Origin of the sequence: Arcobacter sp. L (assembly GCF_000284235.1) — a bacterium.
In the GTDB taxonomy this organism is placed as follows: domain Bacteria; phylum Campylobacterota; class Campylobacteria; order Campylobacterales; family Arcobacteraceae; genus Aliarcobacter; species Aliarcobacter defluvii.
The window spans coordinates 890,609-909,180 of sequence record NC_017192.1 but is presented as its reverse complement, the minus strand read 5'-3'; the positions used below and the strand labels follow the sequence as shown (position 1 = coordinate 909,180).

Sequence of the window (18,572 nt, the reverse complement as noted above, 5' to 3'; positions counted from 1 at the left end):
TGAAATTTATTTAGATATTTGTTAAGATGCTATCACTTTTTTAGCAATTCTTGTAGTCGCCAAACTAACAGTGAAGGATTGCTGAAATACTCCTTTTTTTAGACATAAAAATATTCTCCAACAATTAAGTGGCTTTCATACTTTTATATTTAACATTTGAATTTATTTTGAGATTTGTATTTAAAATTAGAATGTAAATTTGGCAAGATACATATCTAATTAAAATACTTAGAGCTTAGCAAATTTATCGAGCGATAAATCTACTAAGCAGATATGTAGCTTGCCAAGCTCTAAATATTTATAGAGCTAGTATATAAGGTTTTGTGAACAATTACAATAAAGAATTTTTTGATTGATATTGCAGAATAATGAATACTATTTATAAAAAATGTTTAATAATGTATTGATAAAAAGAAATTTATAAAATTTTTAACTTAAAAATATAAATTAATTAAAAAAAATTAATTTTTTTTATATTTATTAATAAAAAATATCCAAGGACTTTTCAAGGACTGAAGAATTTAAATATGAATTCAAACAGTACAATAAGTGCTATTTTTAGGGGCTCAGGAGAGGATATAAAAGAGACTATACGGGACACCTAATCCCATTATATTCCTTTTATCATTATTTTCAATAGCAAAATAAAATATTTATATTTAACAATTAACTATATTATAGTTGAAAATGCCAAAGAAATAGATAAAATGTATATTATTTCTAAAGGCTTAATTAATTTTAATTTACGTATAAAATATTGATAAAATTCTACAAATCATTCCTTATTTAAAATATTTTAAAACACTATTCCTATTTGAAAGAGAACTCTAGAAATATTTCCAACACTTTCAACTTCAATATCTTGACCACCAACTACTCTTGCTAATTGTAATCTAGTAAATGAATTTTTATAATTTGTATAATATCCAATACCTATATCTTGTAAAGTTCTTTTTTCAAATTCTGTATCTTTTGAGCTATTACTCATATCTCCTGTACCTAAATCATAAAAAAAACCTATTTTATGATTAAGTTCAGATATATTTGGTAATTTTGTAAAAAATTCTACATTAAATACCAATGCATTTTCAACGCTTTGTTCACTATCTGAAAATACTTTTACTCCATCACTTCCACCTAATGTAAAATCTTCACTTCCATCTAAATTTTTATTTTTTAAAGCATATTGTGTTTTTATATTCGTATTTAATGAATACACTGGAGTGAAAATCATTTCTGATTCTAAATTTAAATTTACTTTAGAATAACTTCCTTGAGTATTTACACCATTTTTATCTAGTTCTTTTGAGTCTGCATCCTTTATATTTAACTTTCCTAAAGTGTAAAAAGACTCTAATTTTGTATATGTATCAAAACCTAATAAACTATAATTTTTTGTATAATCTAATCCTATTTTTATATTATTTATTTCCCTATTTTTTGATATAGAATCATCATAATAATCTTTTAACTTTTTATTAGAATAATAAGTTGAAATATTTAAATTCTCTATTCTTGACCTAATGATAGGATAAATTATTCCTGCTTCAATATTTGAAGTATATCCATCATAAATTCCATCTGGCGTTGTTTGATCTAATTTGACTAAATCATATTTTGTTTTTGAATAGCTTGTCTCAGCTTTTAATCCGTTTGCCATAAGAGGGAAACTATATCCCATTTTATAATTTTTTATATTTTCTCCATTACTTATCAAACCATTGAAAGATAATTTATCTCCAAGCTGTAATGGAGAATTTAGATTTAATCCTGCAATAATTCTATTCTTACCAGTAAATTTACTCCCATAATTATCACCCACTAAATATCCATCATAAAATGAAGTCTTTTGAGTTTCTATCTCAAAATCACTAGTTCCTACATCTACTCCTGGTTTTACATTTGCTTTTGATACAATTACTCCTGGTAAATCATTTATAATTAACATACTTCTTTCTAAAGTATTTGTACCAATTACATCATCTCTACTTTTTGCATCATCCAATATTGCTTGTATAAAAAAATCTTTTACATAAGAATTATTTGTTAATTTAAATTGCCCATAATTTCCTTCTATTATTGCTATTTTCAAAACATTATCGTTTTCTTGAATATTTTGTTTCGGTATATAAGCTCGTGCAACAAAATATCCTCTATCTCTATACTCTTTTGTAATTAAAGAAGCTATATTTTGAAGTTCAGAGAAACTTAATTCTTTATCTTTAAAACTATTTGTTAATTTTTCTAAATCTATAGATAAAATATGTTCATTTCCTTCAAAAGTATAGTTTTTTATATATAACTTTTTACCACTTTTATCATCAATCATTATAGGAGCATATTTTTTTTTACCATCTATTTCTATTAAATTATTTTTATTTTCTAAATTTTTTTCTTCAACAGTTTTTGGTAGATTTATAGAGTTTTGTATTGCATCAACATTTGGAAAATTAGCTCCAAATAAAATATTTGAAGCTAAAAAAGAAACTATTATTACTTTTTTCATTAATTTATACCTTTGTTATCTTTATCTTGTTTAATTACATAAAATTCTTGTTCAACACCTTCAGGAAGATTTACACCACTATTTATAAGTTTGATAGCTGAATTTTCTGCTAAAGCTATAATTATGTCACTATTAACATCTTTATTTTGGCTTTTTTCATTCATTAAAACTAATTCACTAAAAGTTATTTTTTCAACTTCTATTTTTTCAGGAGGAATTGAAACTAATGAAATATTATTTGTGTTAGGAAAATTCAATCTTTCTATAATTGATGCTGTTAAATTATTATTTTCTAATTTATTTGAAAATAAATTTTTTAAATTATCAGTAACTATTTTTATATTTTTTTCAACATTTGAAAAATCTTTCGTAATGATATTAGATATATCTGATGCATTCAAAGTATCATTAGGGGCACCTGTTCCTTGAAGTTTTGTATTAAGTTTTATATCACCTAAATTAAGCTTTGATGTCGCATTTATTTTTGCATTTTTTGCATTTAGATTTATTTTGCCCTTAAACTGATTAGTTCTCCCATCTAGTGTTACATCTCCAGTTGTTGAAGATAATGTTGTCTCACCATTTGAAGTAATTACTGAACTTGGGCTTTGTGTTATATCATCTGTTGCACTTACACCTAAAGATTCACTTGCGCTTATTGTTCCTAATTCTATTCCATTTACATCATTTAATGCTACATTTGCTCCACTTGCGTTTACTGTTCCTTGGAAGTCATTTTCTCCATCTAGTGTTACATCTCCAGTTGTTGAAGATAATGTTGTCTCACCATTTGAAGTAATTACTGAACTTGGGCTTTGTGTTATATCATCTGTTGCACTTACACCTAAAGATTCACTTGCAGTGATTGTTCCTAATTCTATTCCATTTACATCATTTAATGCTACATTTGCTCCACTTGCGTTTACTGTTCCTTGGAAGTCATTTTCTCCATCTAGTGTTACATCTCCAGTTGTTGAAGATAATGTTGTCTCACCATTTGAAGTAATTACTGAACTTGGGCTTTGTGTTATATCATCTGTTGCACTTACACCTAAAGATTCACTTGCGCTTATTGTTCCTAATTCTATTCCATTTACATCATTTAATGCTACATTTGCTCCACTTGCGTTTACTGTTCCTTGGAAGTCATTTTCTCCATCTAGTGTTACATCTCCAGTTGTTGAAGATAATGTTGTCTCACCATTTGAAGTAATTACTGAACTTGGGCTTTGTGTTATATCATGCTGTTGCACTTACACCTAAAGATTCACTTGCAGTGATTGTTCCTAATTCTATTCCATTTACATCATTTAATGCTACATTTGCTCCACTTGCGTTTACTGTTCCTTGGAAGTCATTTTCTCCATCTAGTGTTACATCTCCAGTTGTTGAAGATAATGTTGTCTCACCATTTGAAGTAATTACTGAACTTGGGCTTTGTGTTATATCATCTGTTGCACTTACACCTAGAGATTCACTTGCAGTGATTGTTCCTAATTCTATTCCATTTACATCATTTAATGCTACATTTGCTCCACTTGCGTTTACTGTTCCTTGGAAGTCATTTTCTCCATCTAGTGTTACATCTCCAGTTGTTGAAGATAATGTTGTCTCACCATTTGAAGTAATTACTGAACTTGGGCTTTGTGTTATATCATCTGTTGCACTTACACCTAAAGATTCACTTGCAGTGATTGTTCCTAATTCTATTCCATTTACATCATTTAATGCTACATTTGCTCCACTTGCGTTTACTGTTCCTTGGAAGTCATTTTCTCCATCTAGTGTTACATCTCCAGTTGTTGAAGATAATGTTGTCTCACCATTTGAAGTAATTACTGAACTTGGGCTTTGTGTTATATCATCTGTTGCACTTACACCTAAAGATTCACTTGCGCTGATTGTTCCTAATTCTATTCCATTTACATCATTTAATGCTACATTTGCTCCACTTGCGTTTACTGTTCCTTGGAAGTCATTTTCTCCATCTAGTGTTACATCTCCAGTTGTTGAAGATAATGTTGTCTCACCATTTGAAGTAATTACTGAACTTGGGCTTTGTGTTATATCATCTGTTGCACTTACACCTAGAGATTCACTTGCAGTGATTGTTCCTAATTCTATTCCATTTACATCATTTAATGCTACATTTGCTCCACTTGCGTTTACTGTTCCTTGGAAGTCATTTTCTCCATCTAGTGTTACATCTCCAGTTGTTGAAGATAATGTTGTCTCACCATTTGAAGTAATTACTGAACTTGGGCTTTGTGTTATATCATCTGTTGCACTTACACCTAGAGATTCACTTGCAGTGATTGTTCCTAATTCTATTCCATTTACATCATTTAATGCTACATTTGCTCCACTTGCGTTTACTGTTCCTTGGAAGTCATTTTCTCCATCTAGTGTTACATCTCCAGTTGTTGAAGATAATGTTGTCTCACCATTTGAAGTAATTACTGAACTTGGGCTTTGTGTTATATCATCTGTTGCACTTACACCTAAAGATTCACTTGCAGTGATTGTTCATAATTCTATTCCATTTACATCATTTAATGCTACATTTGCTCCACTTGCGTTTACTGTTCCTTGGAAGTCATTTTCTCCATCTAGTGTTACATCTCCAGTTGTTGAAGATAATGTTGTCTCACCATTTGAAGTAATTACTGAACTTGGGCTTTGTGTTATATCATCTGTTGCACTTACACCTAAAGATTCACTTGCAGTGATTGTTCCTAATTCTATTCCATTTACATCATTTAATGCTACATTTGCTCCACTTGCGTTTACTGTTCCTTGGAAGTCATTTTCTCCATCTAGTGTTACATCTCCAGTTGTTGAAGATAATGTTGTCTCACCATTTGAAGTAATTACTGAACTTGGGCTTTGTGTTATATCATCTGTTGCACTTACACCTAAAGATTCACTTGCGCTTATTGTTCCTAATTCTATTCCATTTACATCATTTAATGCTACATTTGCTCCACTTGCGTTTACTGTTCCTTGGAAGTCATTTTCTCCATCTAGTGTTACATCTCCATTTGTTGAAGATAATGTTGTCTCACCATTTGAAGTAATTACTGAACTTGGGCTTTGTGTTATATCATCTGTTGCACTTACACCTAGAGATTCACTTGCAGTGATTGTTCCTAATTCTATTCCATTTACATCATTTAATGCTACATTTGCTCCACTTGCGTTTACTGTTCCTTGGAAGTCATTTTCTCCATCTAGTGTTACATCTCCAGTTGTTGAAGATAATGTTGTCTCACCATTTGAAGTAATTACTGAACTTGGGCTTTGTGTTATATCATCTGTTGCACTTACACCTAAAGATTCACTTGCAGTGATTGTTCCTAATTCTATTCCATTTACATCATTTAATGCTACATTTGCTCCACTTGCGTTTACTGTTCCTTGGAAGTCATTTTCTCCATCTAGTGTTACATCTCCAGTTGTTGAAGATAATGTTGTCTCACCATTTGAAGTAATTACTGAACTTGGGCTTTGTGTTATATCATCTGTTGCACTTACACCTAAAGATTCACTTGCGCTTATTGTTCCTAATTCTATTCCATTTACATCATTTAATGCTACATTTGCTCCACTTGCGTTTACTGTTCCTTGGAAGTCATTTTCTCCATCTAGTGTTACATCTCCAGTTGTTGAAGATAATGTTGTCTCACCATTTGAAGTAATTACTGAACTTGGGCTTTGTGTTATATCATCTGTTGCACTTACACCTAAAGATTCACTTGCGCTTATTGTTCCTAATTCTATTCCATTTACATCATTTAATGCTACATTTGCTCCACTTGCGTTTACTGTTCCTTGGAAGTCATTTTCTCCATCTAGTGTTACATCTCCAGTTGTTGAAGATAATGTTGTCTCACCATTTGAAGTAATTACTGAACTTGGGCTTTGTGTTATATCATCTGTTGCACTTACACCTAAAGATTCACTTGCGCTTATTGTTCCTAATTCTATTCCATTTACATCATTTAATGCTACATTTGCTCCACTTGCGTTTACTGTTCCTTGGAAGTCATTTTCTCCATCTAGTGTTACATCTCCATTTGTTGAAGATAATGTTGTCTCACCATTTGAAGTAATTACTGAACTTGGGCTTTGTGTTATATCATCTGTTGCACTTACACCTAGAGATTCACTTGCAGTGATTGTTCCTAATTCTATTCCATTTACATCATTTAATGCTACATTTGCTCCACTTGCGTTTACTGTTCCTTGGAAGTCATTTTCTCCATCTAGTGTTACATCTCCAGTTGTTGAAGATAATGTTGTCTCACCATTTGAAGTAATTACTGAACTTGGGCTTTGTGTTATATCATCTGTTGCACTTACACCTAGAGATTCACTTGCAGTGATTGTTCCTAATTCTATTCCATTTACATCATTTAATGCTACATTTGCTCCACTTGCGTTTACTGTTCCTTGGAAGTCATTTTCTCCATCTAGTGTTACATCTCCAGTTGTTGAAGATAATGTTGTCTCACCATTTGAAGTAATTACTGAACTTGGGCTTTGTGTTATATCATCTGTTGCACTTACACCTAAAGATTCACTTGCAGTGATTGTTCCTAATTCTATTCCATTTACATCATTTAATGCTACATTTGCTCCACTTGCGTTTACTGTTCCTTGGAAGTCATTTTCTCCATCTAGTGTTACATCTCCAGTTGTTGAAGATAATGTTGTCTCACCATTTGAAGTAATTACTGAACTTGGGCTTTGTGTTATATCATCTGTTGCACTTACACCTAGAGATTCACTTGCAGTGATTGTTCCTAATTCTATTCCATTTACATCATTTAATGCTACATTTGCTCCACTTGCGTTTACTGTTCCTTGGAAGTCATTTTCTCCATCTAGTGTTACATCTCCAGTTGTTGAAGACAATGTTGTCTCATTTAATACAACGATAGATGTTCCACTCGCTTGAGTTATATCTCCAGTAGTTGAAGTAATATCAAGATTTGTTGAAGATACATTTCCAACAGTAAAATCCCCTCCTGCATAATCTATTTGTATATCTTGTGCAGTCATATTTACTTGACCAGTAAATGAATTTCCAGCTTCAGTAAGAATTAAATCTCCTCCTACTGCTTCAAAAGTTGAATCACCAGTAATAACCAAACTTGAACCACTTTTTTGTGTTATATCACCTGTTGTAGAGATTGACATATCTCCACCAGCTGTTATATTACCTGATTCAAAATCACCTTGTACATTTATATCAATATTTGAAGTTGATGTTAAATCATTAAATAAAAACTCATTTGATGTAACACTAAAATTACCTAAAGGTGATCTTCCCCCAATAGCTTCATCAAATTTAACTACTCCATCTAAAGCATTAATTGTAAGTCCATTTGCAGGTGTACTACCATCACTATTAACTTCTTTTGCAAATGTCACATCTCCTGGACCAGTTCCTGTACTTATAGTAATATCATCAGTTAAAGTTACATTTCCAGCAAAACTAATATTATTTCCATCGGTTGTTATATCTCCAGCTAAACTATTATCTCCTGTTCCATTTTGAACAAAACCATCTTTAGCTAAAATATCACCGTTTGAACTTGTTGTAAATAATCCTGAATTTGTAATTTCAGCACTTCCATCTATATTCATAGGAGCATTTACAGTTAAATTTGTTCCTGTAAAATCAAAATTTCCTGTTAAATCTGTTGTTCCATTAAAAGTACTTGTTCCAGTACCTGATAACTGTGTAAAATTATCTGCTGTAATTCCATTTGTTGTTACATCTTTTGCTGATACTATTTCAATATCACCTAAAGCTGAATTTGAACCAATTGCACCTGAAACTGAAATATCACCATTTCCAGCTGTAAAAGATAGATTTGGAGCAGGTGTAACTCCAGCTTTTGCATCGATAGAACTGCCAAAAGTTATATCTGAATTATTTGTAACAAATGAAGTGTCATTTCCTAATGTAACTGCACCTGTATATGTTTGAGTTCCATTAGTTTTTACAACTCCTCCATTTATTTCAGAATCACCTGATACACTTAATGTTCCTAATTCATAATTAGAACCCACTGCTCCATTAAATACAACATCTCCAACAATGTCTAAAAATCTATAATTTGATATTGGTGTTGCTCCACCTGTATTATCACTATCCACAGTATTTTCAAAAGTAATTTTACTTCCTGTTAATGTTGTATTTGCATTTAAAACAACTGCACCGTTATAATTTTGTGTTCCAGAAGTCTGAATATCAGCATTACTTCCTAAAGTAATTAAATCACTATTTGCTTTAAGTTTAGAAGATTTAATAGATTGATTTAAATTTAAAGTATTAGATGAATTTATTATTAATTCATCTAAAGCAGCTGTATTTCCAACTGCACCACCAAAACTATTAGTTCCTGTTCCTGTTGATAATGTTAAATCTCTAGGTGTAGATACATCATCACTGTTTACAGTATCTGCAAAAGAGATATTACCAACACCACTTCCTGTACTCATTACAACATCATCTGTTAATACTACTGCTTTTGCAAAGCTTATATTATTATTTACTGTTGTGATATCTCCTGCTAAGCTATTTGTTCCTACACCATTTTGTGTAAATCCTCCACTTGCATTTATATCACCTTCACTACTTGTTGTAAACAATCCTGAGTTTGTTACACTCATTGCTCCACTATTAAATGCTTTATTTATTGTTACATTATTACCTGTTATTCCTACTGTTCCTAAGGCTAACGTATTTCCTGTAGTTCCATCAAATATTACATTCCCATTTCCATTATTAATAGTTAAATTTCTTACGCTTGTTGTACTATCTAAATTATCTTTAAACCAGATTGTTCCATTATTTATTGTACTTAATGTTGTATTTGCTCCTAGAGTTGTCACACCATTATATGTTTGATTATCTTTTGTTCTTATTGAAGCGCTATTTATTGCAGTTGTTCCACTTACATCTAAACTTCCTAAAGCGGATGTTGCTCCTACTATTCCATTAAATATTCCATTCCCATTTATACTTAATGTTCTATAATCACTTGTTCCTGAGGTATTACTTGAGTTTAATGTTCCTCCAAATGTTACATCACTTCCTGTTAGAGTTGTGTTTTGTCCTAAGACTACGGCTCCGTTATAACTTTGAGAACCAGTTGTTACATAATTAGCTCTATTTAAATTAATATTTGTTGCTGTCCAATCTATAGAGTTTACTTGGTGGTCTTTATCTAAAGTTACACTATTTGCTGAAGTTATTTTTAACTCATCAAGTTTACCTGTAAGCGCATCAACACCTAACGTTTTATTGAATATAACATTTCCTGTTCCTGCTGCTAAAGTCAAACTATGTGGACTACCTAAAGCTGTTGCATCATTTTCAACTTCTTGTAAACTAATATTTCCAGCACCAGTATTTGTATCTAAAGTTAAATCACCAACTAAATAAAACTTACTGTTAAATGTAATATCACTATTGTTAGTTCTAATTTTTCCAGCTAATTTAGTATCTCCATCAGCTAAAATAGAGAAACCTCCTTTTGCAAAAATATCAGCTTCTCCAAGCATTGAAAAATCACCATGTGTTTTAAATGTTACTAATCCATCAGCTGTTATATTATCATTTAAAACTATACCTTCTGAACCAGTTGCCGTTAAATTATCTAAAGTAATAGCTCCTTTTGTTACAACTTCACCAGCAGTAGTAATTGTTCCTGTTGCAGTTACAACAATATCTCCTGAAGTTGTAGTTCCAGTTACTCCACCATCAGCACTTCCAAAGGCAACATCACCATAACTATTTACATATATTCCACCAGTATTTGCATTAAGACTTAATTCTTTTACTTGTGTTTGAATATATTTATTACTAGCACCTACTCCTGTTTTGCCATTTAAAGCTGCAACTCTACCTATGATATTTGGATTACTAGAAGCTGTATTATCTGTAATATTTCCATTTGTTGCAGTAACTCTTATTAAACTATCTCCATCAACAGTATTTCCACCAACAACTTTTTGTGCTTTTATTTCACCTAATAAAATGTTATTTGCAGCTAATAATGTAACATCACCATCATCAACTTCATATACTGTTCCATCTGCCATTGTGATATTTCCAGTTGTAGCTGTAACACTTATTTCTCCATTTTCAGTAGTTCTAAGTCCACCTGAAGATCCAGTATGTGTAACACCTGTTCCACCAATCAATGTAATATTTCCTGTTCCTGTTGAAACTAATGCTCCAATAGTAAGTAATCCACCAGCTTCAAGATTAACATTTCCTGAACCATCTGCTGTTGCAGTTTGAGTTAGAGATAAGTTATTATTTGCTTTTAGTCTTAAATTACCATTATTAACAGTTTGAATTGCTCCTGTAAATGAGATTGTAGAAGTAGTTATATCAATCCCTTTTGTAGCACTTGTATAAAGAGATTGTTGTCCAACATCACTAAATGTCCCCAAATTAACTGTTGTAGTTCCAGTTCCAGCTTTTTGTTCAAAACTTGCAGCTTTAATACCATTTGTAGTTACATTTGTTGCTGAGTTTATTATAATATCACCTAACTGTGTTGTGTTACCAACTAAGCCTGTAAATACTACATTTCCAGTTCCTGCTGTTAAAGTTAAAGTTTCAGTTGATGGTGTTGTTCCATCTATAGTTTGAGCAAAAGAGATATTACCAGCACCACTTCCTGTACTCATTACAACATCGTCTGTTAATACTACTGCTTTCGCAAAGCTTATATTATTATTTACTGTTGTGATATCTCCTGCTAAGCTATTTGTTCCTACACCATTTTGTGTAAATCCTCCACTTGCGTTTATATCTCCTTCACTACTTGTTGTAAACAATCCTGAGTTTGTTACACTCATTGCTCCACTATTAAATGCTTTATTTATTGTTACATTATTACCTGTTATTCCTACTGTTCCTAAGGCTAATGTATTTCCTGTAGTTCCATCAAATATTACATTCCCATTTCCATTATTAATAGTTAAATTTCTTACGCTTGTTGTACTATCTAAATTATTTTTAAACCAGATTGTTCCATTATTTGTTGTGCTTAATGTTGTATTTGCTCCTAGAGTTGTCACACCATTATATGTTTGATTATCTTTTGTTCTTATTGAAGCGCTATTTATTGCTGTTGTTCCACTTACATCTAAACTTCCTAAAGCGTATGTTGCTCCTACTATTCCATTAAATATTCCATTCCCATTTATACTTAATGTTCTATAATCACTTGTTCCTGCTGTATTACTTGAGTTTAATGTTCCTCCAAATGTTACATCACTTCCTGTTAGAGTTGTGTTTTGTCCTAAGATTACGGCTCCTGTATAAAGCTGTGTTGATGTAGTATCAACAGAATCGGCTCCACTATTAATATTAATCGTACCACTAGTAATTGAAGTTGATGCAGCTTTAATATCACTTGCTATATTTGTAGTAGTTGCAGAGGCAATTGTAAGTGCTCCTAAACGAGTTGTATCTCCAATAGTATTATTTATATTAACAGTTCCTATTCCAGCTGTTAAAGTGATATTATTTGCACCATTTAATCTACCATTTAAATTTATGTTTCCATTATTTGTAGTTAATTTAGAAGTACCTAATAATTCACTATTACCTAGTGTAATTGTAGCTGCTGATGTAGTCGATTTTGTTTCACCAAATAAATTTATACTATTTTGAGAAGTTGCAGTTAAACCATTTGTAAAAGTTGTCGTATCAGTAGAAGAATCACCTAATGTTAAATTTCCTGTATTACTCAAAGTTGTATTTCCAGCTATTGAGTTTGAACTCCCTAATAATGCTATATTATAATTTGAGCTACCAGCTAATGCAGACATAGCTGTATTTACAGTTAAATTACCATCGAAAGCTATTGTTTTATTTTCTGTACCGTTTAAAATAGTCAGGTTATTAGTATTAACAGTTCCTGTAAATGTTGTATCTGCACTTTTTGTAATAGTGATAGTTCCTATATCTGTTCCAATATTTCCAATTGAAACATTTCCTATAGAGTTAATTCCTAAATTTGAAACTGCTCCACTTGCCGTTCCTGTAATTGAATCAACTGCAATATCATTATTTATTCCTGTTCCTAAAGTTAATGTTGCTCCATCACTTAAAGTTACTGCTGAAATATCAATATTTCCAGTTGAAGTTCCTCCAATAATTGAATTACCTAAAATTTTTACAGCTGTGTTACTATCACCTAATGAAATAACTGAAGTACCCTCTGATTGAATAGTTCCATTGATATTTACTAAACTTGGATTATCAGTATTTAATCCATTTACAAAATTTATTGTGTCTGAACCATTTCCTAAATTTAAATTTCCAGTATTATTAAAAGTAATAGCATTTTGTATAGTTGTATTTGTTCCATATAAACTTATATCATAATTACTTGCTTGTGTACTTAGAGTATTTACAGATAAATTTCCATTAAATACAACACTTCCTGGAGTTGTAGTAATTCCCTCTTGAATACTTAAAGTATCAATTCCACTTATACTTCCGCTTGAAGTTATGCTTCCTTGCCCTGAAATTAATTTTAGATTTTTATTATTTCCAGTTGCTGAATTTAAACTAATATTTCCAACTCCTGTTCCTGTTGATAAAGTAACAGTATTAGCAAGTAAATCAAGATTTCCACCAATTGTAAGATTATTATTTGTTGTAGTAATATTTGAATTTAAACTAATATCTCCTGTTGCACTAAATGTTGTTCCTGTTGTAATATCTGAATTTTGATTAACAGTTATTAATCCACTATTTGTAAATGTTGTTGAAGTTGTAGAGTCCCAAGTATTATTTAGATTAAAAATTCCACCTGTAAGTGATGCACTTGCAACTTTTACAGAATCATTAAAATCTGTTTTTGTTGCAGAATTTATAACTAAATTTGCTAATCTATTAGTCTCTCCAACTTTATCTTCAAAAGTAACATTTCCAGTTCCAGCACTTAAAGTTAAATCATAAGTTCCATCTACTGTTCCTTTGAAATCTATATTTCCAATTCCACTATTTGTACTTATTATTGTATTTCCATTTAAAGTCACATCATCTGTAACTATGTCACTATTTGTTGTATTGATTGTAGAGAAAAGTTGAACTTTTTTATTTGTATCTGTTGAAGCTGCAACTGTATTTAAACCATTTGTAAAATTAAATGTATCAGCTGTTGCATTTCCTAAAACTAAGTTACCTTTATTTAAAAAAGTTGTTTGATTTGTAAATGTATTTGAAGAACCTAATAAAGAGACATCATAACTTCTTGCATAAGTTTCAAAATCAACTACTCCAACATTTCCACTTAGAGTAACACTTCCTGTTGATGTTTCAGCATCTTCTTGTAAAATTAATTTATTTAATCCAGTTGCATTATTTGTAACTGTAATATTTCCTGAACCTGAAATCAATTCTAAGTTTTGATTTGCACCAGTTATAGAATTAATAGTAATATTACTTGCTCTATCATTTGCAAGTATAGTTACTATCCCATTTGCACCATCTGTTGGTACACTTAATGTCAAGGCTCCTCCCACAGAAATACTACCTGTTGCAGTTGTTAAATCACTACCTAAAGTTAATGCACCACTTGTACTAAATGCTCCTGTTGATGTAATATTTCCTACATTAGATTTTGTAACTAAGCCACTATTTGTGATAGTTGTAGTTGAATCTGAATTTAAATTATTATTAAAATTAAAAGCTGTTCCAGTTAAAGTAAGAGTTCCTACATCAACCTCATCATTAAATGTTGTAGCTACACTTCCAGCAATTTGTGAAAATATTCCTTTTAAATCAACTTTTTTATCAAAAGTTGCTGTTGCAACTGAGTTTATTGTTAAAGTAGTTAAATCAAAATCCTCTTTTCTCCCAACTAAATCAGAAAAAGTAATATTTCCCGCACCAGTAGTTAAAGCTAAAGCTTCATTTGTTCCACCACTTGTTCCTTGTGTTTGCCCACTAACAGTAATATTTCCTGCACCCGTTGATGTACTTAAAAGAACAGATTTTCCTTCAGCAATAGTTAAATTCCCACCTATTGATAAGTTTGTATTTGTTGTACTAATATTAGAAGCAAGATTAATATCTCCAGATGTACTAAAACCACCATTTGCAGTTATATCTCCTGTTTGTGATTTAGTAATTAATCCTGAATTTACAAATGAAGTTGCTCCTGTACTATTCCAACTATTGTTTATATTAAAAACAGTACCTCTTAAAGTTGCTGCTCCACCAACATTTACTGTATTTGCAAAGGTTGTAGTATTAGTTGCTGCATTTGTTTGAGTAAGATTTGTACCAATATTTACTGTACTATTAAAATTCGTTAAAGCAGAATTTGTGATTGTTAAATTTGCAAAAGTTGTATTATTTCCAATAGCTCCATTAAAGTCGATATTTCCAGTACCAGCATTTAATGTTAAGTTTCCAGAATTTGTAGTATTTCCATTTATAGTATCATTAAATACTATATTTCCACTTCCACTTCCTGTACTAATTGTACTATCTTGACCTCCTAAAACTCTAACTGCACCATTGAAAGTGATATTATTATCATTACTTGTTAAAGTTCCTGTATATAAATCTATATAAGTTCCAGATTTTGTAATGAAATTTAAATTATCAGTTGATGTAACAGTTGATGAAATTGAAATAGGATTCGATAAATCAGCACTTCCTATATTTATTACACTAAAACCATCTTTTGCAATACCTGAAGTTCCATTCCAAAAAAAGTTTGATGATAAATTAAGTGTTCCATAACTTCCAATACCTATACTTGTACCATCAGTTTTTGCTTTAATATTTAATATCCCACCAAGAGATTTTATAGTTGTGCTTGTATTTAAAGAAATTGCATCCGCTATAAGATTAATATTCCCTGTATATGTTCCACCTGAAGAATTTGTATCTCCTATTACAGCAGCTCCATTTGTATAAATACCTGCATATACATAACCACTACCCCAAGAAGAGCCACTACTTCCTGAACTTCCATTGTTCCAACCAGTACCTCCAGTACCTCCATATCCAGTATTTCCTCCATATCCTGCAGCACCTCTTGTAGTATCAAAAGTAATATTTTCATCTGCATGAATTGAAGTAGCTGATTCTAAAGATATTGCATATCCAGAGTTTCCACCAGCTCCACCAGTTCCACCTGTTCCTCCTGTTCCACCATCTCCCATATGTGCTGAACCACTTGAACCATAAGTATAACCGCCATAATTAGCGCCACTAATAGTGTTGTGTCCAAGCTCTACATTACCTCCTTGTCCAGCTGTAGCATAAGTACCTCCAGTACCCCCAGTACCTCCGGTTCCACCAGAGCCTCCTGTACCTCCTGCTCCTCCAGTTGCTTCAAGTTTTAAGTCTCTTCGGGCTTCTAAAGTAGCACTAGTTACTTTTATACCAATACCACCACTTGCACCTGCACTTCCATTTCCACCAGTACCTCCTGTTCCTCCTGTTCCTCCAATAGAGTTACCTCCTGTACCTCCATAAGCATATCCGCCTGAGTAATAAGCTGTTATATAATTAGCTTGTTGATAATATCCACTTCCAGGTTGACCATAACCAACCCATTGACCAGATGAATTATAAGGTCCTGCCCCATCATAGTGATAAGAATAATGGTCAAATTGTTGGTATGTTCCAGAAGTATCTCCCCCTTTAGCATTACCTCCACCTTCTCCATTGTAAGCAGTTCCTCCAGTATCTCCCATTCCACCGTTTCCACCATTTCCACCATTTCCACCTTTTCCACCAATACCTGTTACAGTTAGGTCTCTTCTAGCTTCAATAGTTGTACTTGATGAGATTGATACTCCATTTCCACCTGCAGCTGCTGTAGCAAAAGCACTATCTCCATTTGAACCAGATAATCCTTGTCCCCCATAAGAAGATGCTCCTGTATATCCATGACTATCAGTACCTGCACCTGATGAAACTGCACTTGGTTGAGTATATACATAATTACTTGCTGCTCCTGCGTTATAAGTATAATTAGCACCTGTTGAACCTGAAATAACTACATTATTTTCAGCATTCGCAGCATCACTTGCATTTGAACCAGCTCCACCTTGTCCTTTAAGATTTATATCTGTAAGTGATAAAATATTAGTATTTGAACCAACTAATATTCCTTCTCCTCCAACTTTAGAAGCTCCATTATAATAACTAATATTATAGTCATATCCTTTACCTCTAATATTTATATTATCCGCTGTGAACTTATTATAGTTACCTATATAAACACCATTTTTATATGTATCACCATAAGAATAAGCATTTCCTACAGAATACCCATTTGAAGCAGCCCCTATATCTAAATCTCCATGTATATTTATAGTTTGATTAGAACTACCATTGTTTTCAAAATAAACTGGACCTGCTGTTTCAATAGTAAAATTCAATATACTTGAAGCTGTATCACTAATTTGTACGCCTGAACCTATATAAATATAACCTGAACCTGTTGATTGTAGTTTTAATGTAACTTCATTTCCTGATGTTTTGGAGATAATTACACCATTTGAAATTGTCATAGAACCTGAGACTATATTTTCTACACTTGTTCCACCATTTAAAGTACTAACATAACTATTTGCTACAGATTGCGTTATTGTTGTATCAGTTGGATCTAATAACCATAAACCACCTTTTCCTTTTGGTGCAGCTGCTGTTACACTTATATTTTCAGTATCAAGTGTATATCCAGACGTTTCAATTTTTCCACCATTTCCACCATTATTTCCAGCTTTTGCTTCAAGAGTAGCAGCTACTTTTGTAAGAGAATTTGATTTTGTTACATCAGACCAAATAGCAATAGTTCCTCCATCACCATTATCTGTTGCATTTGCTGTGATTTTTGCATTTTTTTCAACAATTGTTTTTGTAGCTTGAGAAACTGATTTATCACTATTTTGCCAACTTCCTCCAACATAAATAGTTCCACCACCTGTTTTTCCATCTGCTTTTATTGAAGCTGTTTGAGTTATAGTTGTGTTTTCACCTGTTACAATAATTTTTCCTGCTTTTCCAGTATTAGAGCTAACATCTATAGTTCCTGAATTTATAACTTCTCCATTATTTGCTACAAGTTCTACTTTACCTGAAATATCATCTAAACTATTAGCTTCTATAACTCCTGTATTATTTACAACTCCTTTTAACAGTTCATTTACTGCATTTGTTGTTAAATATATCTCTCCACCATTTGCTACGATAGTTCCTGAGTTCTCAACCATTGCATCAAGAACTCCTTTTGACACTACTAAATCTACAATAGAATTCCCATTTAGGTTTACTGTATATTCACTTGCTCCACTTAAATATACTTTCCCTTTTATTGCTTTTATTGTTCCAGAATTTTTTACTTCATTTGAAGCTAACACTACATATGAATTATTTGTTACTTCTATTGTTCCTAGGTTTATTACGCTATTTGTACTATCACCTTTAAAGTTATAATTCCCTGCTTGAAAATCCTTATCTGAAAGTTCTTTTGTTGTTGCTACTAATCCTGCTGTATTTACTTTTGCATTTTTATTAAACAATATTCCATTTGAGTTTAATATCCAAACTTGTCCATTTGCGTTCAATGCTCCATCTATTACTGATTTCTCATTACCTACTACTCTATTTAGAGTGATTGAATTTTGATTTGGTTGATTAAAATTTACTACTTCATTTGATTTTATTGAAAAGTCTTTCCAATTTATTGAGGCTTTTTGTGTACTTTGATTTATATTTGTTGTATTCCCACTTTGAGAAATTATTGCAGTTCCACTTGTTACAACTCCTTGTGTTGGACTTGCACTTGCTATTATTGCACTTCCTAGCATTGCTGATACAACTAGACTTATTTTCCCACCTTTTAAGATTCTAAATCGTGAGCTAAAATCATGATTAAATTTTATCATTTCATTTTCCTAATTAGAGAAATTTATCACTAAAGTATATAGTTCTAATATCATTTCTATATCACTTATTTATTTACTTGATTATTTTGCATTTAGAATCATATTTATG

Annotated in this window: 4 protein-coding genes; all 4 read right to left on the bottom strand. The window is 31.6% G+C overall.

What is annotated here, in order from left to right:
* Nucleotides 1-796: 796 nt before the first annotated feature.
* Genes ABLL_RS04490 through ABLL_RS04480 form a run of 4 tightly spaced genes read right to left on the bottom strand, consistent with a single transcriptional unit; the run spans nt 797 to nt 18,463 of the window.
* Nucleotides 797-2,506, bottom strand: a complete 1,710-nt coding sequence (locus ABLL_RS04490) for a ShlB/FhaC/HecB family hemolysin secretion/activation protein (RefSeq protein ID WP_014473593.1) — start codon at nt 2,504-2,506, stop codon at nt 797-799.
* Nucleotides 2,506-3,759, bottom strand: a complete 1,254-nt coding sequence (locus tag ABLL_RS04485; protein WP_014473592.1) for a hypothetical protein — start codon at nt 3,757-3,759, stop codon at nt 2,506-2,508. Before ABLL_RS04485 ends, ABLL_RS04490 begins: the two co-directional genes overlap by 1 nt.
* Nucleotides 3,746-5,029, bottom strand: coding sequence for a beta strand repeat-containing protein (locus tag ABLL_RS15245; RefSeq protein ID WP_371325623.1), 1,284 nt, complete (start codon nt 5,027-5,029; stop codon nt 3,746-3,748). Before ABLL_RS15245 ends, ABLL_RS04485 begins: the two co-directional genes overlap by 14 nt.
* A 3-nt stretch (nt 5,030-5,032) precedes the next feature.
* Entirely contained in the window at nt 5,033-18,463 is a 13,431-nt protein-coding gene (locus ABLL_RS04480; protein ID WP_014473591.1) for a filamentous hemagglutinin N-terminal domain-containing protein, read from the bottom strand.
* Between the last annotated feature and the right edge of the window lie 109 nt (nt 18,464-18,572).

Bases quoted from the DNA above. Each gene is read 5' to 3' on its own strand.
- ABLL_RS04490 (WP_014473593.1), bottom strand. From the start codon at position 2,506: ATGAAAAAAGTAATAATAGTTTCTTTTTTAGCTTCAAATATTTTATTT.
- ABLL_RS04480 (WP_014473591.1), bottom strand. From the start codon at position 18,463: ATGATAAAATTTAATCATGATTTTAGCTCACGATTTAGAATCTTAAAA.